Genomic DNA, 21,416 nt, shown 5'->3' with positions numbered 1-21,416 from the left:
TGGTCCACGTCATGCGCCCGAGGCGAGCGCGAGGTAAACGGCGGCGAAATCCGTGACGGCGATCAGTTCGGCGAGTGTTTCCAGTTCGTCGCCCTCTTCGGGCTCGAGCTCGCTGATCGGGGTGTCGTGGCCGAGGGCCAGCTCGCGGGCGGCGGGCGCGGCGGTGAGGCCGCCGGGGCGGTCGCGCAGGAGGACGACGCGGACCCGCATCGGCTGCGCCTCGTCGACCCGGTCGCGGAAGAAGTCGTCGGGGTCGGCGCCGCCCGCGAGGTCGCCGAGGAGGAGGCGGCCGTGCGCGGGGAGCGCCTCGGGCAGGTCGGAGGCGAGGGCCGGGCGGCCGGCTAGTTCGGCGAGCGCGGCGGCGAAGCGGCGGCCTGCCGGGCCCGCGGCGTGCCCTTCGGTCCAGATCAGGGGCAGTGCGTCGGCGAGGTCGGCGGCGAGGGTCTTGGCGGGGTTGCTGTAGGTCGCGATCGCCGGGCCGCAGCGCTCGGCGGTCTGGTCGAGGCGGTCGGCGACCTTCTCCAGGGTCTCGGCCGGTGCGGAGAGCAGGCCGGTGCGGTCCAGGAGGGAGAGCAGCGGGGTGAGCAGGGCCCACAGGGCGCCGGGCGCGGAGGCCGCGGCGGGTTCGTCGTCCTCGTACGGGGCGGTCGCCATCGGTACGAAGAGGCCGTGTGCCCCGGAGACGGCTTCGCTCAGGGGGGCGCCCGCGGGGCTGACGGCGACGATGGTGCAGCCGCGCCGGTAGGCCTGCTCGACGAGGAGGGCGAGTCCCGGCTCGGTGCCGTCGGTGGTCGCGACGAGGAGGAGGTCCACGGGGCCCGCCCAGCCGGGCAGCTCCCAGCGCAGGGCGCCCGCTGCGGGGGCGACTCCGGTGGGGCGCAGGCGCGCGACGGGACAGGAGGCACCGGCGAGCCTGTTGAGCAGGTCGGCGACGCAGCCGGCGGCGAGGCCGGGTCCCGCGAAGAGGACGGCGCGCGGGCGGCCGTCCGGTTTGAGCTGGGTGATCCCGGCCTCCGCGGCGTGCCGGACCGCGGTGCGGACGCGGGCGCCGGCCTCGGCGGCGCCGCGCAGGAGTCCGCGGCGGTCGACCCTGGCGAGGGCCTCGGGGGCGTCGAGCAGCGATTCGTCGAGCATGGTGTCAGCCTCCGGGACGGCCCCTGTGGGGCCTGGGTGGGACCTATGCGGGGCGGCGGGCCTCGTCAACGAGGAGTACGGGGATGCCGTCGCGGATCGGGTAGGCGAGGCCGCAGTCCGATCCGGTGCAGAGCAGCTCGGCGTCCGCCTCCTTGAGGGGGGCGTGGCAGGCCGGGCAGGCGAGGATCTCCAGGAGGCCGGCTTCGAGCGGCATGAGGTGTCCCTTCGGCGGTATGAATGTGTGTGCGTGCGGCCTGGTCAGCGTACCGCCGGGGGCGGGGGCACGGCTGCTCGGACGGGAGTCCCGGCGGGTGTGGCCGTGGTCAGGCTCTGATGATCGCCAGGACCTCGTCGCGGATCTTGGTCATGGTGGCTTCGTCCCTGGCCTCCGCGTTCAGTCGCAGGAGGGGCTCCGTGTTGGACGGGCGGACGTTGAACCACCAGTCCGCGGAGGTGATCGTCAGGCCGTCGAGTTCGTCGTGCGTGATGCCGTCCCGGCCGGCGTACTCGGTCTTGATCGCGGCGAGGCGGGCGTGCTGGTCGGCGACCGTGGAGTTGATCTCGCCGGAGCCGGTGTAGCGGTCGTACTCGGCGACCAGGGCGGACAGGGTGCCGCTCTGGCTGCCGAGGGCGGCGAGGACGTGGAGCGCGGCGAGCATGCCCGTGTCCGCGTTCCAGAAGTCGCGGAAGTAGTAGTGCGCCGAGTGCTCGCCGCCGAAGATCGCTCCGGAGGTGGCCATCTCCTGCTTGATGAAGGAGTGGCCCACGCGCGTGCGTACCGGTGTGCCGCCGTGCTCCTTCACGACCTCGGGGACGGACCAGGAGGTGATCAGGTTGTGGATGATCGTGCCCGTGCCGCCGTTTCTCGCCAGTTCGCGGGAGGCGACGAGGGCGGTGACGGCGGACGGGGAGACGGGGTCGCCGTGCTCGTCGACGACGAAGCAGCGGTCCGCGTCGCCGTCGAAGGCGAGGCCGAGGTCGGCGCCCTCTTCGCGGACGCGTCTTTGCAGGTCCACGAGGTTCGCCGGGTCGAGCGGGTTGGCCTCGTGGTTGGGGAACGTGCCGTCGAGCTCGAAGTACATCGGGACGAGGTCGAGCGGCAGGCCCGCGAAGGCGGTCGGGACGGTGTGCCCGCCCATGCCGTTGCCCGCGTCGACGACGACCTTCAGGGGGCGGATCTCCGTGAGGTCGACGAGGGATCGCAGATAGGCCGCGTAGTCGTCGAGGGTGTCGCGCCGGGTGAGTGTGCCCGCCTTCACGGCGGGTTCGGGGGCGCCCGTCTCCAGCCACTTCTCGGCCAGTTCGCGGATGTCGGCGAGGCCCGTGTCCTGTCCGACGGGGGCGGCGCCGGCGCGGCACATCTTGATGCCGTTGTACTGGGCCGGGTTGTGCGAGGCCGTGAACATCGCGCCGGGCAGGTCGAGCGCGCCCGACGCGTAGTACAGCTGGTCGGTGGAGCACAGGCCGATCTCTGTCACGTCGGCGCCGAGGGCGGCCGCGCCCCGCGCGAAGGCCCGGGAGAGGCCGGGTGACGAGGGCCGCATGTCGTGTCCGACGACGATCGCCGCCGCGTCCGTCACGCGCACGAAGGCGGCGCCGAACAGCTCGGCGAGGCGCTCGTCCCACTGGTCGGGGACCACTCCGCGTACGTCGTACGCCTTGACGATCTGCGACAGATCAGCAGCCACGGTCACCCAACTCTCCTGAAGTCCGCTTCGGACAGCACAAACTACCCGTACGGACTGACAGTCAGCTGTCAGGGCAGCATCCAGCCGAGGACCGCCGAGCTCTGCGCCATCACGATCAGGCACATCACCAGCAGGAGTCCCGCACTCCACGGCAGCACCTTGCGCAGCAGGTCCCCCTCCTTGCCCGCGAGCCCGACGGCGGCGCAGGCGATCGTGAGGTTCTGCGGGGAGATCATCTTGCCGAGGACGCCGCCGGAGCTGTTCGCGGCGGCGAGCAGTTCGGGTGACAGGCCGGACTGCTGGGCGGCGGTGACCTGGAGTGCGCCGAAGAGGGCGTTGGCGGAGGTGTCGGAGCCGGAGACGGCGACGCCGAACCAGCCGAGTACGGGCGACAGGAACGCGAGGCCCGCGCCGGCCGCGGCGACGAAGTGCCCGATGGTGGCGGCCTGCCCGGAGAGGTTCATGACGTAGGCGAGCGCCAGGACGCTGGTCACGGTGAGGATCGCGAAGCGCAGCTCGTACACGGTCGCCAGCCACTCGCGTACGGCCACGCGCGCGTGGACGCCGATGACAGCGGCCGTGATCGCGCCGGCGAGGAGGACCAGTGTGCCGCCGGTGGAGACGAGCGGCAGGGTGAAGAGATTGCCGCCGACGGGCTTGCCCTCGGGGTTCGCGACGTTCAGGAAGGGCCAGTCGAAGACGCGCGTCGCCTTGGCGATCCAGTCCTTGACCGCGGGGATCTGCGCGATCGAGAAAATGACGACGATGAGCGCGTAGGGGGCGTAGGCGCGCAGGATTTCGGGCCGCGGGTCGTCCTCGTCGAGCTCCTCGCTGCGTACGCCGGTCAGGACGGCGGCGCGTACGGGTTCGGCGGCGGGCCTGCGCGCGTGCGGCACGGCGACGAGAGCGCCCGCGCCGATGAGCGCGGCCCCGATGTCGGCGAGCTGTGCGGAGACGTAGTTCGAGGCGGCGAACTGGGCGGCGGCGAAGGCGACTCCGCAGGCGAGGGCGGGTATCCAGGTCTCACGCAGGCCGCGCCGCCCGTCCACGAGCCAGACGAGGACCAGCGGCACCACGAGGGCGAGCAGCGGGGTCTGACGGCCCACCACGGAGGCGACGGAGTCGAGCGGGAGCCCGGTGACCTGGGCGAGGGTGACGACGGGCGTGCCCATCGCGCCGAAGGCCACGGGCGCGGTGTTGGCGACGAGGGCGACGACGGCCGCCTTGACCGGGTCGAAGCCGAGCGCGACGAGCATCACGGAGCAGATCGCGACGGGCGCCCCGAACCCGGCGAGCGCCTCAAGGAGCGCGCCGAAGCAGAACGCGATGACGAGGGCCTGGATGCGCGGGTCGTCGGACAGCCGCCCGAAGGAGCGGCGCAGGATGTCGAAGTGCCGGGTGCGGACGGTCATCCGGTACACCCACAGGGCGTTCACGACGATCCACATGATGGGGAACAGCCCGAACAGCGCGCCCTGTGCGGCGCTCGACACGGTCTGGCCGACCGGCATCCCGTAGGCGAGGCAGGCGACGAGGGCGGCCGCGGCGAGCCCGATGAGGCCCGCGAGGTGGGCCTTCATGCGGACGGCGCCGAGCAGGACGAGCACGGTGACTAGGGGCAGGGTCGCGACGAGTGCGGACAGACCGAGCGATCCGGCCACGGGCTCAAGCTGCTGGACGAACACGGGCGCCTCCCGGGCACTGGGTGGCGAAATTGTTGTGTCCGCAACAAACTCAGGTCAATGCGTGGGACCAAGGAGATTCCGTAAAGGGGAAACCGAAGTCCGAATCCAGCTGCCGGGCGGCGTCCGGCTCAGTTGTCCGGTGAGCGCAGCACCCGAAGATGGCCGCGGCGCGCGACCTCCATCGGGTCCGCAGTGCGGGGGCCGCCGCCCGCCTCGGCCGCGCGCTCCCGCGGGCGAGCCGCCTCACGCACGGCGTTGGCCAGGGCCTCCAGATCGTCGCCGCTGGGGCGCGAGGGGCCGGAGCTGTCGGCGAGCCGGACGACCTCCCACCCGCGCGGGGCGGTGAGGCGCTCGGAGTGCTCGGCGCACAGGTCGTAGCAGTGGGGTTCGGCGTAGGTGGCGAGGGGGCCGAGGACCGCGGTCGAGTCGGCGTAGACGTACGTCAGCGTCGCGACGGCGGGACGGCCGCAAGCGGTGCGCGAACAGCGACGTACAGGGCTCACAGCGTTGGACGGTACCGCACTCTTGAGCGGGCCGCGACGACTCCCCGGGAGGTCACCCCACCGTGTCGTGGTGCGCAGCGGCGCACACCGGGTTCCGGGAGCGCGCCGCTGACCTGCGCGGACCGGGGGTGGTGCGCCCCGCGTCCGTGGTGAACGCGGTCACCACTCGGGGCAAATACCGACAGGAGCCGCGAGGCCACCGGTCCGGGAGAGACGCGGAATCGCGCCCAAGTTTGGCTTGATCGGTCAGGAAGCGACATGCCGGTTCCGTGCGGGCCGGCGCGGGCAGGTGCGTCGGCGGGAGGACTACGCTGCGTCAGTGATGGAGAACCCCGTACCGCCCCCTGCCGCAGAGCCGAAGCCTCCCCGTCGCCGCGACCGGCACGGCAGGGGCATGCGCGGGCCCGTCGCCCCTCCTCAGGTGCCGCTCTCCGCGAGCCGGGCCGAGGGGTTCGCCGATCTGGTGCAGGACTCCGTGGAGCGGCTCGAGCGACGCTTCCCGCAGCTCGCCGACATCGATTTCCTGATCCTCGAAGTGCCCGCCGTCGGCCCGGCCGGCGAGGGCTGGAGCGACGAGGCGGTGCCCCTGGGCGGCACGATCGCGGCCCGCGAGGGGCGCCCCGCGCGCGTGGTCGTCTACCGCCGCCCGGTCGAGATCCGCACCAAGGGCCGCGACGAGCGCGCGGCCCTGGTGCACGAGGTCGTGGTCGAGCAGGTCGCCGAGCTCCTCGGCCTGTCCCCGGAGACGGTGGATCCGCGCTACGGCGACGAGGAGTGACCCGGCGGACCGGGCCACTCCTCGGTCACTTCTGCAGTACCGACAGGTCCTGGTCCGCGTGCGGCACCGAGACCATCCCCCGGTCGTCCGGGAGCGTCTGGACCGTGAACATCGGGACTCCCGGGACGTCCCGGTCGGGCACGTCCAGCATCCGCGAGCCGTAGACCTCCCCGCCCGACACCTGCTCCACCGTCAGGGCGTACGACCCCTTGAGCCCGGCCGGGACCGGCGGCTGCACGGACGTCGTCGTACCGCCCTTCACGGTGTACGTCTTCGAGACCGGGGTCCCGCCCTCGGTGCCCGCCGACGCCGTCACCTTGACCGTGCCCGCCGCGCCCGGGGCCGTCAGCGACAGCGTCGAGCCCTTCGCGCGGTTGTCGGCGACGGTCGCCCGCGCGCCGACGGGCCGGGTCGCCGGGATGAACGCCGACTCCTGGTCGGCGCCCTTGCCGCGCACGACGCGCAGGGCGGCCACGACCGGGGCCGAGTCGCCCGTGGGGGTCAGGACGAGGGATCCGGCCTCGCCGCGCGTGACGTCGCCGAGGTCGACGGCGGCCGTCATCCCCGACTTCACGTGCAGGCTCTCGTGCCCGGCCGGGCTGATGCGGCCGGTCGGGGAGGCCAGCTGGACCTTCAGGTCCGCGTCGTTGTCGCCGGGGGCGAAGGCGACCAGGCGCACGCTCGTGGCGTCCTTCGGGATGCCGGGCAGCATGACCGTGTCCGCGGGGTCCGCGGACGCCGGCAGCCAGTCACCGCCGAGCTTGTCGTCCGCGGCGAGGACGGCGGCGGCGACCCGGCCGCTGCGGGCCGTCACATGGAGTGTGACGTTCGTCTGCGGCTTGTCGGTGAGGGTGGACAGCAGGACCGGCACGCTGGAGTGCGGCTGGACCTGGATGCCCTCGCCCACATCGGACTTGATGGCGCCGTTCGCGCCGTACAGCTGGACGTCGACGACCGCGGCCGAGTCGTCCGGGTTCGTGAGGTGGATGTAGTCGCTGCGCTCCTTGGCGGTGGAGGCGCCCGGGAACCAGAAGTCGGTGTCGGGCGCCGAGCAGTTCACCCCGAGTAGGCCGCGGCCGGTGCCGGCGGCCACCTCCGTCGTCTGCTGCACGGTCCAGCCGGGCGCGAGATTCCCGTCGGCGCTGCCCACGAGCGCGGGCGACTCGGCGCCCGACGACTCACCCGCGACGGGCTTGCCCGGCTTCTGCGGGGACAGCACGGGCTTGTCGGCCTTGCCCTTGTCCCTGCCGCTCCCGGTGCTGTCCGTCAGCTCGCGCGTGGCGGGCGTCAGGGCGGCCTCGCCGGAACTCCCGGACTCCTTCGAGGCGGGTGTGTACGACGTGTACGCGGTCTCGGCGAGGTCCGACGAACTCGGCGCGGGGCACAGCAGGCTGGAGCGCTCCACCGGCAGCCGCGCGGCCGCCTTCGCGGAGTCGCCGTCGCCGCTGCCGGGCGCGGTGGCCGCCGCGAAACCGGTGACGGCGGCGAGGGCCCCGGCCGCGGCGATCAGGGACAGGGTGGTGCGGTTCACTGCTGGCTCCCGTCGGGGCGCTCACTGTCGGTGCCGTGCGGCGGCTGCGCGGGCGGCTGCGGCTGCTCGTACGGGTCGTAGGCCTGCTGCCCGTACTGCTGCTGGGCGTCGTACGTGCCCCCGTAGGCGTACGGGTCGTACTGGCCGGCCTGGTACGGGTCCGCCTGATAGGGGTCCGCCTGCTGGGTCTGGTCGTACGTGCCCTGATAGGAGCCGCCCTGGTACTGCTGCTGGTCGCCCTCGGCGTACTGGCCGTACTCGGCGGGCGCGTACGCGGGGGTGTCCCACTCGCCGTACGAGGGCTGCTGCGGCACACCGGCCGCGGCCAGCTCCTCCTCCGAAGGCGGCGGTACCGCGCCGTCCGTGCCCTCGGCCGCGGCCTGTTCGGCCTCCGCCTGGGCACGCAGGCGGCGGGCCCTGCGGCCCTCGCCCTCGACGGCCTGCGCGGGCACGACGGGCTCCTCGGGAAGGTCGTCGTCCACGTCCCTGCGCCGGCCCGGCAGGGCCAGCACCACGAGGACGAGAGCGAGCGCGCCCTGCGCCCACAGCCAGGCCGCGTGCGAGATCGGCGCGTCGAACGTGACGTCCAGGCGGCCGCCCGTGGCGGGCAGTTCGAAGCCCTGCGCCCAGCCGTCGACGGTCGTCTTCGTCAAGGGCGCGCCGTCCAGCGTCGCCGTCCAGCCCTCGTCGGCCGTGTCGGCGATGCGCAGGACGCGGCCGGCCTTGCCCTCGGGGATCTTCGTGTGCAGTTCGACGGGGCCCGCTGCGACGGGCTGCGGCTCGTCGGACCCGGACACGATCGCGGCGCGCGAGACCTGCCGGTCCACCCGCCACAGGGCAGTGCCGTCCTGCTGGCTGAGCCGGGACAGGCCGGGCGTGGAGTCGAGGACGCGGCTCATCTGCCGGGGCGCGCCCGCGCGTACGAGGACGTAGCGCACGGCGAAGCCGCCCAGCTGGTCGGCCTGGTCGGCGCCGGAGCCGGCGACGAGGTTGGCGACGACCTTGTCGAGCTTCTTGTTGCTGCCGCCCGCCTCGGTCAGTTCGCCGTCACCGAGGCGCGCGCCGGCGCCGCGGACCAGCGTGTACGACACCCTGGCGGCCGAGTCGCTGTCCATGACGAGGGTGCGGGCCTGGTCCTGGGTGTCGCTCTCCTCGGCGACGAACGCGGGCACCTGGGTGGGGTCGCGGCGCTCCAGAGGGCCGTCGGCCCCGCGGATCATCCAGCCCGCCGCGGCGAGGAGCGGTCCGGCCACCGCGGCGAACGCGATGAGGGCCGCCACCGGCTGCCGCCAGCCGAAGCTCTGCTCGGCCACGCGCGAGCGTGCCCCCTCGGCGCCGAGCACGGCGGCGGCGAGGAGGGCGATGCCGTAGACGAGGGTCGCGGGCCCGGCCCAGGCCGAACTGTTCGACAGGGCCGCGAAGACCAGGGCCACCAGAGCGATCGCCCAGGCGGTGAGGACGGCGGGGCGGCGCTCGGTGCGCAGGAGCGCGGCGAGCCCGGCGAGGACGATGCCGATGAGCAGCAGTCCACCGAGGGTGCCGGAGCCGCCGGGCGAGGCGCCGAGCAGTCCGAGCGCGGACGCCGACCCCTTGCCGTACGGGAGGCCCGCCTCCTTGAAGAAGCCGAACGGAAGCAGCGTCAGGGACCACGGCGCGAGCATCAGGAGCGGGGTGCCGAGCGCGGCCAGGAAGCGGAGCCCGTACGCGGTGATGTCGCCGCGGCGGACCGCGAGGAGCGCGATGCCGAGGACGAGCGCGATCGGCCACACGATGGGCGTGAAGGCCGTCGTGACGGTCAGCAGGAGGGCGTACGCCCAGGTTGCGCGCCAGCTGCCGCGCGCCCCCGCGTGGTTCATCAAGCCGCTGGCGGACAACCCCGCGCGCGCGATGAGCGGCAGCAGGATCGCGAGGACCGCGGTGCCGATCCGGCCTCCGGCGAGCGCGCCGGTGGCGGCGGGCAGGAAGGCGTACGCGACCGAGGCCCACGCCCGCAGCAGGCGCGAGGTGACCAGGGGGCGTGAGGCGAAGTAGGCGGTGAAGCCGGCGAGCGGCACCGAGCAGACGAGGAGCACCGTGACGGCAAGTCCGGTCGAGCCGAACAGGAGCGTGGAGAACGCGGCGACGACCGCCAGGTACGGCGGCGCGGACTGCGTGCCGCCCGTGCCGGCCGGGTGCCAGCCGTCGAGATAGCGCGACCACAGGGCGGACGCGTCACCCGGGGCGGGCAGCAGCGCGCCGCCCGCGAGCGCCCCGCCGCCGAGCAGCGCGCGGCAGGCGATGAGCGAGACGAACAGCAGCACTACGAAGAGCATCGGTCCCGGCTTGCGGGCGATGCGCTTGAGGCGGGCGAACTGCTCGATCTCCAGGAAGTCCGCGTCGTCGCCGCCGGGGCCGGACTCGACGGCGCTGCCGTGGCGTCCCGCGGCGTTGATCTCGGGGTCGGACGCGCCGAAGACGCTGCCCGCGACCTGCTCGACGGTGAGCCGGACCGTGGCGCCCGGCGGCGGGAAGAGCGGCCGCAGCTCCTTGGCGTCGACCACTCCCTTGCCGCGCCTGCGGCGGGCCGCGAGGATCCGCTCGGGCCGCAGCAGGGTGCCGAGGAGTCCGGTGATCTCGTCGAGCGCCTGGCCGGGAACCTTGCCGACGAGGTACGCGAGCGTGCGCGCCAGCGTGCCGATGACGAGGCGCAGGAGCACCCAGGGCAGCACGGCCGTACGAGCGTTGACGAGCAGGGTGTAGACGGCGCCGGCCTTGTCGACCTTGTGCGGGGACGTCGCCGTGCGGCCCACGCAGTCGACGGTGCGGCGCTCGCGCGAGGATGCCTCGGCGTGCCGGACGGCGGCGTCGGGGGCGATGACGACGCGGTGGCCGGCGGCTTGCGCGCGCCAGCACAGGTCGACGTCGTCGCGCATCAGGGGCAGCCTGCGGTCGAACCCGCCGAGCTGTTCGAAGACATCGCGCCGGATCAGCATGCCCGCGGTGGACACGGACAGGACGGGCCGCACGTGGTCGTGCTGCCCCTGGTCCTGCTCGCGGCGGTCGAGGCCGGTCCAGCGGCGCCCCGAGTTGGCGATGGAGACGCCGACCTCGAGGAGCTGCCTGCGGTCGTACCAGCCGAGGAGCTTGGGCCCGACGACGGCGACCTCGTTGCCGATCTCGCGCTCGTTCTCGACGACGCGCAGGAGTTCGGCGAGCGCGTCGGGCTCGGGCGCGCAGTCGTCGTGCAGGAGCCACAGCCACTGCTCGGGCTCGCCGTGCGGGAGCTCCGGCATGTCGTAGGCGTCGTCGCGCCAGGTGCGGCTGACGGGGTCCCAGCCGCTGGGGCGCTTGAGGTACGGCAGCTCCTCGGGAGTCAGCACTCCCGCGGTGCGCGCCGCTTCGTCGACGGCCTGGCCGAAGCCGGTGCGCCGGGCCAGGTGGAGAACGCGCTCGTCGCCGATCGCGTCGGCGATCAGCGTGGCGGAGGCGTCCGCGCTGCCGGTGTCGGCGGCTACGGCGTTCTGTACGGGGCGCTCCTGGCCGAGCAGTCCTGACAGGACGTCGGGCAGCCAGCGCGCTCCGTCGTGGGAGACGAGCACGGCGGTGACGACATGTCTGGGGAACTCGGGTGGCCGGGTCGGGTCTGGCCCTGCGGCGTGCCCCGGGTTGAACGCGGCTGCGGCAGTGTCGAATTGGCCTGCCGAATGGCTGTGCACGGACATCGAGGTACGGGCCCCGGTTCGTTGGACTGCGGTGGACGCCTGTGCCCTGCGGGGGCGCTGGGTCGTCTCGGACGGGGCCCCACACTAACGGCTGACAACAACGACGGCCCGCCCCCTGTGGACAACCCAGGGCGACGGGCCGATCGCTACGCGGAAAAGAGTCTTCGGACGGCGTCCTTATTGCGGTCCTTGGGGCGGTGCTCGGTGGATCCTGCTGCGGTCCTTGCCGAGGCCTGTCGTTCTCGTCGTTTCGGACGGCTGCTCCGACAGCGGCTCAGACGGCGGCCTTCTTCAGACGGCGCCGCTCCCGCTCGGAGAGGCCGCCCCAGATGCCGAACCGCTCGTCGTTGGCCAGTGCGTACTCGAGGCACTCGGACCTGACCTCGCAGGCGAGGCAGACCTTCTTGGCCTCCCGGGTGGAGCCGCCCTTCTCCGGGAAGAACGACTCGGGGTCGGTCTGGGCGCACAGCGCGCGCTCCTGCCAGCCGAGTTCCTCTTCCGCGTCCTCGACCAGCAGTTGCTGAAACGACTCGGTCATAGTGCGCCCCTCGTCCGTCTGTGCGTCCCCGTGATGCTGCCGCTACCGTTTTCGGCTGAACGACACGAGTGAAATTACAAGTGTGCCGATCCGGGCCAGTCAAGCCGAGATCTGCTATTGGGCCCCTTATTCACTCTGCGGAACCAAGGGTATGCGGAAAGTGTTCATATCGGCATAAACCTTGACACTTGCCAGAGGCTCATCCCGGCCGTCGCTCCCCCAAGAGCTCCGGCAGACCTCGCGCGGGCCTCTGCAGGGGTGGACGCCTGGGGCGTTGACCCCGTTCCGGGAGCGGCGCCGGAGCGTTCCGGATCACATTCGGATCACGGGAGCGCGACGGCGTTTGTGCGCCCGGTTGATGCGCCATGTGTCCCGGCCAGAAGCTGAACAAACCTTTCGCCTGGCACGACAACCGGATGAGGTGAAACATATCCCACAATCCGGACACCTAGTTGACAGAGGAGGAATGAACCGGTGTGCTGGTGGGCATGCTCGCGAACTTGGCGCTTTCCGTGACCCGACCCGGGTCCCTCGGTGCTGCCCACGCGCGCTGTTGCTGTTGCTGTCCCAGCTGTTGAGCCCACCGCGCTCCGGCTGAATCTCCTCGCTCCACCGCGCTCCACTCCCCCGGCAGTTCATCCGTGCCGGGCGCCGTCCAGCGACACCCCCAGCACACCGCACCCCGCACTCCGCCGAGGAACCCCCGTACCCATGAACAGTGACAGCGACCTGCAGATCGCCGGCGACATCCTCGAAGTACCCCACCTGCTCCAGCCCGCGCGCGAGCACCCGGCCACCGTCGCCGAGTTCGCCGGCCTGGCCCGCTCCATCGCCGCCGACCGCGGCCGGTGGGAACACCTCGTCGAGTACGACGCCGCCAGCCGCTGGTACCACCGGCTCCAGACCGGCCCCGGCTACGAGGTCTGGCTCCTGTCCTGGGTGCCCGGACAGGGCAGCGGTCTGCACGACCACGGCCGCTCCTCCGGGATACTGACCGTCCTCCAGGGCGAGTTGACAGAGCGTTCGGAGCGCGGCGCCCGCACCCTCGCGCCCGGCGCACAGCGCGTCTTCGCCCCCGGCTACGTCCACGAGGTCGTCAACGACGCGCTGGAGCCCGCAGTCAGCCTCCACGTGTACTACCCCGGGCTCACCGAGATGCCCATGCACGCCCCCCGCTGCGTCAGCGACGCCACGCAGGATGCCGTGACCGCCTGACGAAGTGTCGTACCCGCCTGCGATGCTGGACACATGCGCATTGTGGTTCTGGCAGGCGGCATCGGTGGTGCCCGGTTCCTTCGCGGTCTCAAGCAGGCGGCGCCGGACGACGCGGTCATCACGGTCATCGGCAACACCGGGGACGACATCCATCTCTTCGGCCTGAAGGTCTGTCCGGACCTCGACACGGTGATGTACACGCTCGGCGGTGGCATCAACGAGGAGCAGGGCTGGGGACGTACGGACGAGACGTATCTGGTCAAGGAGGAGCTGGCCGCCTACGGGGTGGGGCCCGAGTGGTTCGGTCTCGGCGACCGGGACTTCGCGACCCACATCGTCCGTACGCAGATGCTGGGCGCCGGTTATCCGCTCAGCGCGGTCACCGAGGCGCTGTGCGAGCGCTGGAAGCCCGGCGTGCGGCTCATCCCGATGTCCGACGACCGCGTCGAGACGCATGTGGCGGTGACCCTCGACGGGGAGCGCAGGGCCGTGCACTTCCAGGAGTACTGGGTGAAGCTGCGGGCCTCTGTGGACGCGCACGCCGTGGTGCCCGTCGGCGCCGAGCAGGCCAAGCCCGCGCCGGGTGTCCTGGAGGCCATCGCCGAGGCGGACGTCATCCTCTTCCCGCCGTCCAACCCCGTCGTCAGCGTCGGGACCATCCTCGCCGTGCCGGGCATCCGCGAGGCCATCGCCGAAGCCGGTGTGCCCGTTGTCGGCCTGTCGCCCATCGTCGGGGACGCGCCCGTGCGCGGCATGGCCGACAAGGTCCTCGCCGCCGTGGGTGTCGACTCGACGGCCGCCGCGGTCGCCGAGCACTACGGGTCGGGGCTGCTCGACGGATGGCTCGTCGACACGGTGGACGCGGGCACGGTGGAGCGCGTCGAGTCGGCGGGCATCCGCTGCCGCGCGGTGCCGCTGATGATGTCCGACCTGGACGCGACGACGCAGATGGCGCGTGAGGCGCTCACGCTCGCGGAGGAGGTCCGCGCGTGAGTGACACTCCCTCCGCTCCCTCCTTCCGTGCCTGGGCGCTCCCCGGCATCCCCGAGGTCCGCGAGGGCGACGACCTCGCCAAGCTGATCGCCACCGCCGAGCCCGGCCTCGTCGACGGGGACGTACTACTGGTCACCTCGAAGATCGTCAGCAAGGCCGAGGGCCGGATCGTCGAGGCCACCGACCGCGAGGCGGCCATAGACGCCGAGACCGTACGGGTCGTCGCGCGCCGCGGCCCCCTGCGCATCGTCGAGAACAAGCTGGGCCTGGTCATGGCCGCGGCCGGCGTCGACGCGTCGAACACGCCCGCGGGCACGGTGCTGCTGCTGCCCGAGGACCCCGACGCGTCGGCCGCGGCGATCCGGGACGGGCTGCGGGACGCGCTCGGCGTGGACGTCGGGGTCGTCGTGACGGACACCTTCGGCCGCCCCTGGCGCAACGGCCTGACCGATGTCGCCATCGGCGCCGCGGGCGTGCACGTCCTCGACGACCTGCGCGGCGGCACGGACGCGTACGGCAATCCCCTCAGCGCCACGGTCGTCGCCACGGCGGACGAGCTGGCCGCCGCCGGGGACCTGGTCAAGGGCAAGTCGGCCGGGCTGCCCGTCGCCGTCGTGCGCGGGCTCGCGCACGTGGTGGGCGAGGGCACCGGGGCGCGCGAGCTGGTGCGCGTGGCGCGGGACGACATGTTCCGGCTCGGCACGTCCGAGGCCGTACGGGAGGCCGTGACCCAGCGGCGTACGGTGCGGGCCTTCACGGACGAGCCGGTCGACCCGGGAGCCGTGCGGCGCGCGGTCGCCGCGGCCGTGACCGCGCCCGCCCCGCACCACACGACGCCGTGGCGGTTCGTGCTCCTGGAATCCGAGGAGTCGCGCGTGCGGCTGCTCGACGCGATGCGGGACGCGTGGATCGAGGATCTGCGGCGCGACGGCAAGAGCGAGGAGTCCGTCGCCAAGCGCGTGCGCCGCGGTGACGTGCTGCGCCAGGCGCCGTATCTGGTCGTGCCGTGCATGGTGATGGACGGATCGCACACGTACGGGCACGCGCGCCGGGACGCCGCCGAGCGGGAGATGTTCGTGGTCGCGGCCGGCGCGGGCGTGCAGAACTTCCTGGTCGCGCTCGCCGGTGAGCGGCTCGGCTCCGCGTGGGTGTCGTCGACGATGTTCTGCCGCGATGTCGTACGCGAGGTGCTCGGGCTTCCGCAGGAGTGGGACCCGATGGGCGCCGTGGCCGTGGGGCACGCGGCCGTCGCACCTGCGGAGCGCCCGGCGCGCGACGCCGGTGACTTCGTGGTCGTGCGCTAGGGGGTGTCCGGCGGATCAGGGTCGGATAGGTCGCGGCGCCTGGCGCGGTGCATCGCAAGGCGCCGGAGCGTCCTAATAGCGGAGCTATTCGGACGTTTCGGCAACGCGGCGAGGTGCCGTGCCAGGCGTCTCGACCCCGGCCATGATCCGCCGGACACCCCCTAGGGCCTGTCTTCACATTCCCCTCGTCCGCCGCGGGGCAGGCGGGAATCTGAAGACGGGCCCTGGAGGACCGGTTACCAGTCGGCGATGTTCGTGCGGCGCATCTTCGGCTGTCTGCGCGGGGGTGTGCGGCCGCTGAGGAGGATGAGGCGGGCCGCGCGGTGGCGCTGGCCCTGCTCCTCGTACGGGGCGAGGAGCCGCAGCATCTCCGCGTCGTCCGCGTCGCGGTTGCCGGCGAGCGCGTAGCCGACGATGCCCGGCAGATGGACGTCGCCGGTCGTCACGGCGTCGGCGGCTCCGTTGCTGCGCTGGACCGTCTCGGCGGAGGTCCAGGGGCCGATGCCGGGGATCAGTTCGAGGCGGGCGCGGGCGTCGGCCGGGGTCATCGCCGCGGCCTCCTCCATACGGCGGGCCACCTTCACCGCGCGCAGGATGGTCGAGGCCCGCTTGTTGTCCACGCCCGCGCGGTGCCACTCCCAGGACGGGATGAGCGACCAGGTACGGGGTTCCGGCATGACGTGCAGGCCGAGCCCGGCGGTGGGGCCGGGTGCCGGGGTGCCGTACGTACGCAGCAGGATCCGCCAGGCGCGGTACGCCTCCTCCGTCGTGATCTTCTGTTCCAGGATCGACGGGATCAGCGATTCCATGACCAGACCCGTACGCAGCAGGCGCAGACCCGGCCGGTAATGGTGGGCGTGGGCGACCAGCCGGTGGCGGGGCTCGAACACCTCGGGTTCGTCCAACTCACCGAGAAGTTGCGGAAGTTGGGCAAGTAGCCAGGTTGCACCCGGGCCCCATGCCTCCGCTTCGGCGGCTGTGCCGCGCAGGGCCACGCGCAGGGTGCCGGGGCCCTCGGGCGTGCGGGTGGCCCGCCAGACCGAGCCGTCCGGTGTGACGCGGAAGGCGGGGTCGGCGGGCCCCCGGCGCAGCGGTCCCAGGGTCAGGCCCAGGTCGAACGGGCCCTTGGGTGTCCAGCGGCGGGTCTGCGCCGCGGTCGCCGGGCGCGGCAGGACGGCCCTGGGCACGACGGTCTCGCCGCCGCGCACCGTGGTGCGCGTGGGGCGGGGGGCGTATCGGCCGGCCAAGGGGTCCTCGTCGGGTGGTGGGGTGCTCCTTGCAGCGTAGGGGGTCGGCCTCGCCGGGCCCTACTGGTCCGAGGAGACGACCCCTACTGGTCCGAGGAGAAGCGCACCGCCGCCGCCGGGATCCGGGCGTCGCACCACACCCGTACGCCCGACTGGAGTTCGTTGTCCGGGCCGACCGTCGCGCCGTCGCCGATCACCGCGCCCGTCAGGACCGTGCGGGCGCCCACGTGGGCGCCGCGGCCGATCAGGGAGTCGGTGACGACCGCGCCCGCCTCGACCGTCGCGCCGGCGAGGACCGCGCTGCCCGAGATGCGGGCGCCCTCGCCGACCGTCGCGTTCTCGCAGACGACCGTGCCGTCCGTGAGCTTCGCGCCGGGGGCGACCGAGGCGGTGGGCAGCGTGAGGCTGTCGCCGCGCCGGCCGGGGACGGCCGGGGACGGCGCGCGGCCGAGGACGAGGTCGGCGGAGCCGCGCACGAAGGCCTGGGGGGTGCCCAGGTCCAGCCAGTACGTGGAGTCGACCATGCCCTGCAGATGGGCGCCGGACGCCAGCAGGTCGGGGAACGTCTCGCGTTCCACCGAGACGGGGCGGCCCGTGGGGATCGTGTCGATGACCGAGCGGCGGAACACGTAGGCGCCCGCGTTGATCTGGTCGGTGACGATCTCCTCGGGCGTCTGGGGCTTCTCCAGGAACGCCTTGACCCGGCCCGTCGCGTCCGTGGGGACCAGGCCGAACGCCCGCGGGTCCTCGACCCGGGACAGATGCAGGGAGACGTCCGCGCCGGTGGTCTCGTGCTCGTCCACCAGGGCGCGGATGTCGAGGCCGGTGAGGATGTCCCCGTTGAAGATGAGGACCGGGTCGTCGGGTCCCGAGTGGAGCCGCGAGGCGACGTTGCGGATCGCACCGCCGGTGCCGAGGGGCTCCTCCTCGGTGACGTACTCCAGATGCAGTCCGAGGCGTGAGCCGTCGCCGAAGTACGGCTCGAAGACTTCGGCGAGGTACGAGGTGGCGAGCACGATGTGCTCGACGCCCGCCGCTCTCGCCCGGGCCAGCTGGTGGGTGAGGAACGGGACGCCCGCCGCCGGGACCATCGGCTTGGGTGTGTTCACGGTGAGCGGTCGTAGTCGGGTGCCCTTGCCGCCGACCAGGAGGATCGCTTCTGTCACCTGTCGTCTCTGCTTCCTGCTGGGGCCGGTCGAACTGCCTTTCGGCCGGCCAGTGTATGCAGACTGTGCGGTGCGGCCGGGCGTCAGCGGCCCTGGAGACTGGCCGATGTGGACCGGGCGGTGCCGAGCTTGTCGTAGAGGCGGCGCCCCGGGCACTCGGTCGCGAAGCCGTCCCGGTGCCCCGAGATCGCGTTCAGTCGTACGCTCTTCCCCTTGGGGTACAGATTGCCACCGGCTGACGTGAGATATGTCTTACCGCTCGGATTCACCCCGTAAAGGCCAAGCTTCCAGGCCGTCAGGCGGGCGATGGCGTCCACCGCGGCGGCCTGCGGGTTCGAGGAGTCGAAGGTGCCGAGGACCGCGACTCCCATGCTGTTCGTGTTGAACCCGAGGGTGTGGGCGCCCATGACCGGCTTCGCCACACCGCCGGCGCGGCCCTCGTAGATGTTGCCGCACTTGTCGACGAGGAAGTTGTAGCCGATGTCGCGCCAGCCCATGCTCTTCACGTGGTAGCGGTAGATACCGCGGATGACTGAAGGGGCTTGCGAGCACTTGTAGCTGTTGCCCGTGGCGCTGTGGTGCACGAAGGCCGCCTTGACCTTCGAGGTGTAGCCGAATTCGCGCTCGCGCAGGTTCTCGTCGGCGCCCCAGCCCTTGCGCGTGACGATGCGCGGGCGCGGGCCGATGTAGGGGCCGACCTTCGCGTCGGCCTCGCCGCCGCCGGCCTCGATGAACTCGCTCTCGGTCTCCTTCTTGCCGAGGGCGGGGATGGCGTCGGCGCCGAGGGGGGCCAGGTCGGCGTTGACGGCGGAGGCGGCGGCGGACTCGGCGGTCAGCACGCCGGAGCGGGGGTCTTCGACGGGGGCGCCGCCGGGCACGGGCTCATCGCCGGGCGCGGGCTCGCCGGCGGGCGGGGGCTCCTCTCCGGGGTCGACCAGTTCGAGGCGCAGGCCCTTGGGCAGAGGGGCCTGAGCGGCGGAGTTCGCGGAGTTCGCGGAGGATCCGGCGGTCCGGTGTGCCGGGGCCGCCTGGGGGCGCACGCGCACCTCGACGCCGTCGGACGCGCCGACCCACAGCGGGGCGGTGGCTCCGCGCAGCCGGCCCGAGTCGTACTCGGCCGTGCCGGGGTCGGGGGCATGGTCGCTGTTGTGGGTCTCGACGTCCTGCCAGCCGGACCAGCGGGCGGTGCCCGTGGCGCGCGTACGCACCTGGACGCTGCCCTCCAGCGCCAAGGCCGGGTCTTTCCAGACGACGCCGACGAGCGAGAAGGGGCGCACATCGCGCCGGGGCAGGCCCTGTTCACCTGGGGCGCGCAGGTCGCGGTCGCGAGGCAGGACGGTCAGGGGGAGCGACTGGGTGCTGCCGGACACGGCTTCGGCGGTCAGGGCTCTGGCGGCCGAAGGGGTCGTGGCTGCCCCGGCTCCGGAGGACAGCGCGAGCGGAAGGGTGAGGGCTGCCGCGGACGCGACGCCGATCGAGGAAGTGAGGAATCCACGCATGCCAATGATCGTGGACATAGTGGTGTATATCTGTCCATCGGGAAGTGTCATTGGTGGGCAGGGGAATTGACGGCACATCGGGCCGACACGACGGTGTGGTTCCCCCGGTCGGCCCCACACCGCCGCGCGCCCCGCGTACCCTTGCGCCCGTGAACGCCACCGACCGCACCCCCGCCGACCTGCTGCGATCCGCGCTCGCCGCCGATCCAGGACGCCCACTGGTGACTTTCTACGACGACGCCACGGGCGAACGCGTCGAACTGTCCGTGGCCACCTTCGCCAACTGGGTGGCCAAGACCGCCAATCTCCTCCAGGGCGACCTCGCCGCGCAGCCCGGCGACCGGCTCGCGCTGCTGCTGCCCGCGCACTGGCAGAGCGCCGTCTGGCTGCTCGCGTGCGCGTCCGTCGGAGTCGTCGCCGATGTCGGCGGTGACCCGGCCGCCGCCGACATCGTCGTCAGCGGCCCCGACTCCCTGGACAAGGCGCGCGCCTGCTCCGGGGAACGGGTGGCGCTCGCGCTGCGTCCGCTCGGCGGCCGCTTCCCGCAGCCGCCGGAGGGCTTCGTCGACTACGCGGTCGAGGTACCGGGGCAGGGCGACCGCTTCGCCCCGTTCGCACCCGTGGACCCGGAGGAACCCGCGCTCGTCGTCGCGGGGGCCGAGCTCACCGGCGCCGAGGTCGTCGAGAAGGCGCGGGCCGACGCCACGGACCTCGGCCTGACGGGCCCCGGCTCGCGCCTGCTGTCCGGACTCCCGTACGACACCTGGCGCGGTCTGAGCGCGGGTCTTTACGCGCCGCTCGCCACCGGCGGTTCCGTCGTCCTGTGCCGCCACCTCGACGGCCTGGACGAGGAGTCCCTGGCCAAGCGGGTGGAGAACGAGCGGGTCTCGGCGACCGCGCGCTGAGACACCCGGGCCGGCGTCACCCGTTCGGCCCCGTCCACCCCTGGGCCGCCGGGCCCCGGGCGCCGCGCCGGGCGATGGTCGAAGGGGCGCACCTGCGCACCGTCGTCGCCATGAGGGGTGGACTCACGTGACCGATCCCGCAGGCACGCCCCCGGAACCGCAGCACCCCGGCGACGACGCCGCGGGGCCGGTCATGCACGGGCCGGGCGCGGGCTCGTCCCCCACGGGAGCGGGCACGGCCCGGCGGCACAAGCGCTGGCTGCGGTACACGGCGATCGGCGTCGGCGTGGCGGTGCTCGCCGCGGGCGGCGCCGGCTGGGCGGTCTACGAGAAGCTCCAGGGGAACATCACCGAGGACACCGACGCGGCCGCCGAGCTCGCCCGCTACGAGAAGGAGCGGCCCACCTCGCTCGTGGCCGGCGCGCAGAACATCCTGCTGATCGGTTCCGACTCACGGTCCGGCGCCGACAACCGCAAGTACGGCCGCGACTCGGGCACCCAGCGCTCGGACACGACGATCCTGCTGCACATCTCCGCCGACCACAAAAGCGCCATCGCGGTCTCGCTGCCCCGCGACCTGATGGTCGACGTACCGAGCTGCCGCGCACACGGCGGCACCCGCACCGGCCCCATGTTCTCGATGTTCAACTACGCCTTCGAGCAAGGCGGTTCGGCCTGCACGATCCGTACGGTCGAGAAGCTCACCGGCATCCGCATCAACCACCACATGGTCGTCGACTTCAGCGGGTTCAAGGACATGGTCGACGCCGTCGACGGCGTCGAGGTGTGTCTCAAGGAGCCCATGAACGACCGCGCCGCGCGCCTCAAGCTGCCCGCGGGAAAGCAGACCCTCGACGGCGAGCAGGCGCTCGGCTTCGTGCGGGCCCGCAAGAGCCTCGGCAACGGCAGCGACACCGACCGGATGGACCGCCAGCAGCAGTTCCTCGGCGCCCTGGTGAACAAAGTGCAGAGCAACCAGGTGCTGCTCAACCCGGCGAAGCTGTACCCCGTGCTCGACGCGGGAACCTCGTCCCTCACCACGGACCCCGGGCTCGCCAGTCTGCGCGGCCTCTACAACCTCGTACGCGGCATCCGGAACATTCCGACCGAACGCGTCCAATTCCTGACGGTGCCGCGGCGCAGTTACGTCCTCAACGCCAACCGTGACCAGCTCGTCCAGCCCGCCGCCGAGCAGCTCTTCACGCAACTGCGCACCGACGCCCCCGTGGTGGTCGCCAGGAAGACACCGCAGGAGAGCACCACCCAGAGTTCCTCCGACGGCTCCGGCACGGACAGCTCCGACACGGACACCACGGGCACGGACAACAGGGCGTACGAGCACGACGGATTCGACGACGGCGAGGGCGGCGCCGGCCGGAGCGCCCAGAAGCCCGGCGACCCCTTCGCATTGTCCGGGTCGTCCGGTTCGTCACCCGGTTCGTCGCCCACCCCGGCCCCCACGTTCCGCGGCAACACAGCCGCTCAGGATGCCTGCGGGTAAAGCGATACCCAAGGGGTTCGCATCACGT

17 protein-coding genes are annotated in these 21,416 nt (G+C 72.7%); 6 read left to right on the top strand and 11 right to left on the bottom strand.

The window, feature by feature from the left end; all coding sequences use genetic code 11:
• Positions 1–9 precede the first annotated feature (9 nt).
• The 5 genes from OG698_RS27775 to OG698_RS27755 form a co-directional block, all read right to left on the bottom strand.
• Positions 10–1,134, bottom strand: a complete 1,125-nt coding sequence (locus OG698_RS27775; RefSeq protein WP_406106148.1) for an SIS domain-containing protein — start codon at positions 1,132–1,134, stop codon at positions 10–12.
• Positions 1,135–1,177: 43 nt separating this feature from the next.
• Positions 1,178–1,348, bottom strand: a complete 171-nt coding sequence (locus OG698_RS27770; protein ID WP_100597970.1) for a Trm112 family protein — start codon at positions 1,346–1,348, stop codon at positions 1,178–1,180.
• A 109-nt stretch (positions 1,349–1,457) separates the two neighbouring features.
• A complete protein-coding gene (locus OG698_RS27765; protein ID WP_406111320.1) occupies positions 1,458–2,822 on the bottom strand; it encodes a phosphomannomutase/phosphoglucomutase in 1,365 nt (454 codons plus the stop codon).
• A gap of 68 nt (positions 2,823–2,890) precedes the next feature.
• Positions 2,891–4,507, bottom strand: a complete 1,617-nt coding sequence (locus OG698_RS27760) for an L-lactate permease (protein ID WP_406106146.1) — start codon at positions 4,505–4,507, stop codon at positions 2,891–2,893.
• A gap of 128 nt (positions 4,508–4,635) precedes the next feature.
• The gene (locus OG698_RS27755; protein ID WP_326775439.1) at positions 4,636–5,010 is read right to left on the bottom strand and encodes a DUF3499 domain-containing protein; all 375 of its coding nucleotides are present in this window, start codon (positions 5,008–5,010) and stop codon (positions 4,636–4,638) included.
• Between the two features lie 322 nt (positions 5,011–5,332).
• On the opposite strand from OG698_RS27755, the gene OG698_RS27750 reads away from it, so the two are divergent.
• Positions 5,333–5,788: a metallopeptidase family protein gene (locus OG698_RS27750; RefSeq protein WP_100597967.1), complete on the top strand. Its 456-nt coding sequence runs from the start codon at positions 5,333–5,335 to the stop codon at positions 5,786–5,788.
• 25 nt (positions 5,789–5,813) lie between these two features.
• On the opposite strand, the gene OG698_RS27745 is transcribed toward OG698_RS27750, so the two are convergent.
• The 3 genes from OG698_RS27745 to OG698_RS27735 form a co-directional block, all read right to left on the bottom strand.
• Positions 5,814–7,319, bottom strand: a complete 1,506-nt coding sequence (locus OG698_RS27745) for a DUF5719 family protein (RefSeq protein ID WP_406106144.1) — start codon at positions 7,317–7,319, stop codon at positions 5,814–5,816.
• On the bottom strand, positions 7,316–11,020 hold the full coding sequence (locus OG698_RS27740) for a glycosyltransferase (RefSeq protein WP_406106142.1): 3,705 nt from the start codon (positions 11,018–11,020) through the stop codon (positions 7,316–7,318). Before OG698_RS27740 ends, OG698_RS27745 begins: the two co-directional genes overlap by 4 nt.
• A gap of 274 nt (positions 11,021–11,294) precedes the next feature.
• Positions 11,295–11,558 (bottom strand): WhiB family transcriptional regulator, encoded by a 264-nt coding sequence (locus OG698_RS27735; RefSeq protein WP_093617031.1) that lies wholly within the window; start codon positions 11,556–11,558, stop codon positions 11,295–11,297.
• A gap of 711 nt (positions 11,559–12,269) precedes the next feature.
• Between OG698_RS27735 and OG698_RS27730 the strand changes: the two genes are divergently transcribed.
• From OG698_RS27730 to OG698_RS27720, 3 genes are read left to right on the top strand one after another with little or no spacing between them, the layout of a single operon-like run.
• On the top strand, positions 12,270–12,773 hold the full coding sequence (locus OG698_RS27730; RefSeq protein ID WP_399977846.1) for a cysteine dioxygenase: 504 nt from the start codon (positions 12,270–12,272) through the stop codon (positions 12,771–12,773).
• A 33-nt stretch (positions 12,774–12,806) separates the two neighbouring features.
• On the top strand, positions 12,807–13,766 hold the full coding sequence (gene cofD, locus OG698_RS27725) for a 2-phospho-L-lactate transferase (RefSeq protein WP_100597963.1): 960 nt from the start codon (positions 12,807–12,809) through the stop codon (positions 13,764–13,766).
• A complete protein-coding gene (locus OG698_RS27720) occupies positions 13,763–15,070 on the top strand; it encodes a coenzyme F420-0:L-glutamate ligase (protein WP_406106141.1) in 1,308 nt (435 codons plus the stop codon). Before cofD ends, OG698_RS27720 begins: the two co-directional genes overlap by 4 nt.
• Positions 15,071–15,306: 236 nt before the next feature.
• On the opposite strand, the gene OG698_RS27715 is transcribed toward OG698_RS27720, so the two are convergent.
• The 3 genes from OG698_RS27715 to OG698_RS27705 form a co-directional block, all read right to left on the bottom strand.
• Positions 15,307–16,317: a DNA-3-methyladenine glycosylase family protein gene (locus OG698_RS27715; protein ID WP_406106139.1), complete on the bottom strand. Its 1,011-nt coding sequence runs from the start codon at positions 16,315–16,317 to the stop codon at positions 15,307–15,309.
• Positions 16,318–16,400: 83 nt separating this feature from the next.
• Entirely contained in the window at positions 16,401–17,483 is a 1,083-nt protein-coding gene (locus tag OG698_RS27710; protein ID WP_406106138.1) for a sugar phosphate nucleotidyltransferase, read from the bottom strand.
• Between the two features lie 83 nt (positions 17,484–17,566).
• A complete protein-coding gene (locus OG698_RS27705) occupies positions 17,567–18,982 on the bottom strand; it encodes a peptidoglycan recognition protein (RefSeq protein ID WP_406106137.1) in 1,416 nt (471 codons plus the stop codon).
• 149 nt (positions 18,983–19,131) lie between these two features.
• On the opposite strand from OG698_RS27705, the gene OG698_RS27700 reads away from it, so the two are divergent.
• Both OG698_RS27700 and OG698_RS27695 read left to right on the top strand, forming a co-directional pair.
• Complete coding sequence (locus OG698_RS27700) at positions 19,132–19,887, top strand: TIGR03089 family protein (protein WP_383087060.1); 756 nt, start codon at positions 19,132–19,134, stop codon at positions 19,885–19,887.
• 193 nt (positions 19,888–20,080) lie between these two features.
• Positions 20,081–21,388, top strand: coding sequence for an LCP family protein (locus OG698_RS27695; RefSeq protein ID WP_406111317.1), 1,308 nt, complete (start codon positions 20,081–20,083; stop codon positions 21,386–21,388).
• Positions 21,389–21,416 lie beyond the last annotated feature (28 nt).

This window comes from Streptomyces sp. NBC_01003, assembly GCF_045162695.1.
In the GTDB taxonomy this organism is placed as follows: Bacteria; Actinomycetota; Actinomycetes; order Streptomycetales; family Streptomycetaceae; genus Streptomyces.
This window is presented reverse-complemented; position numbering and strand designations above follow the sequence as displayed.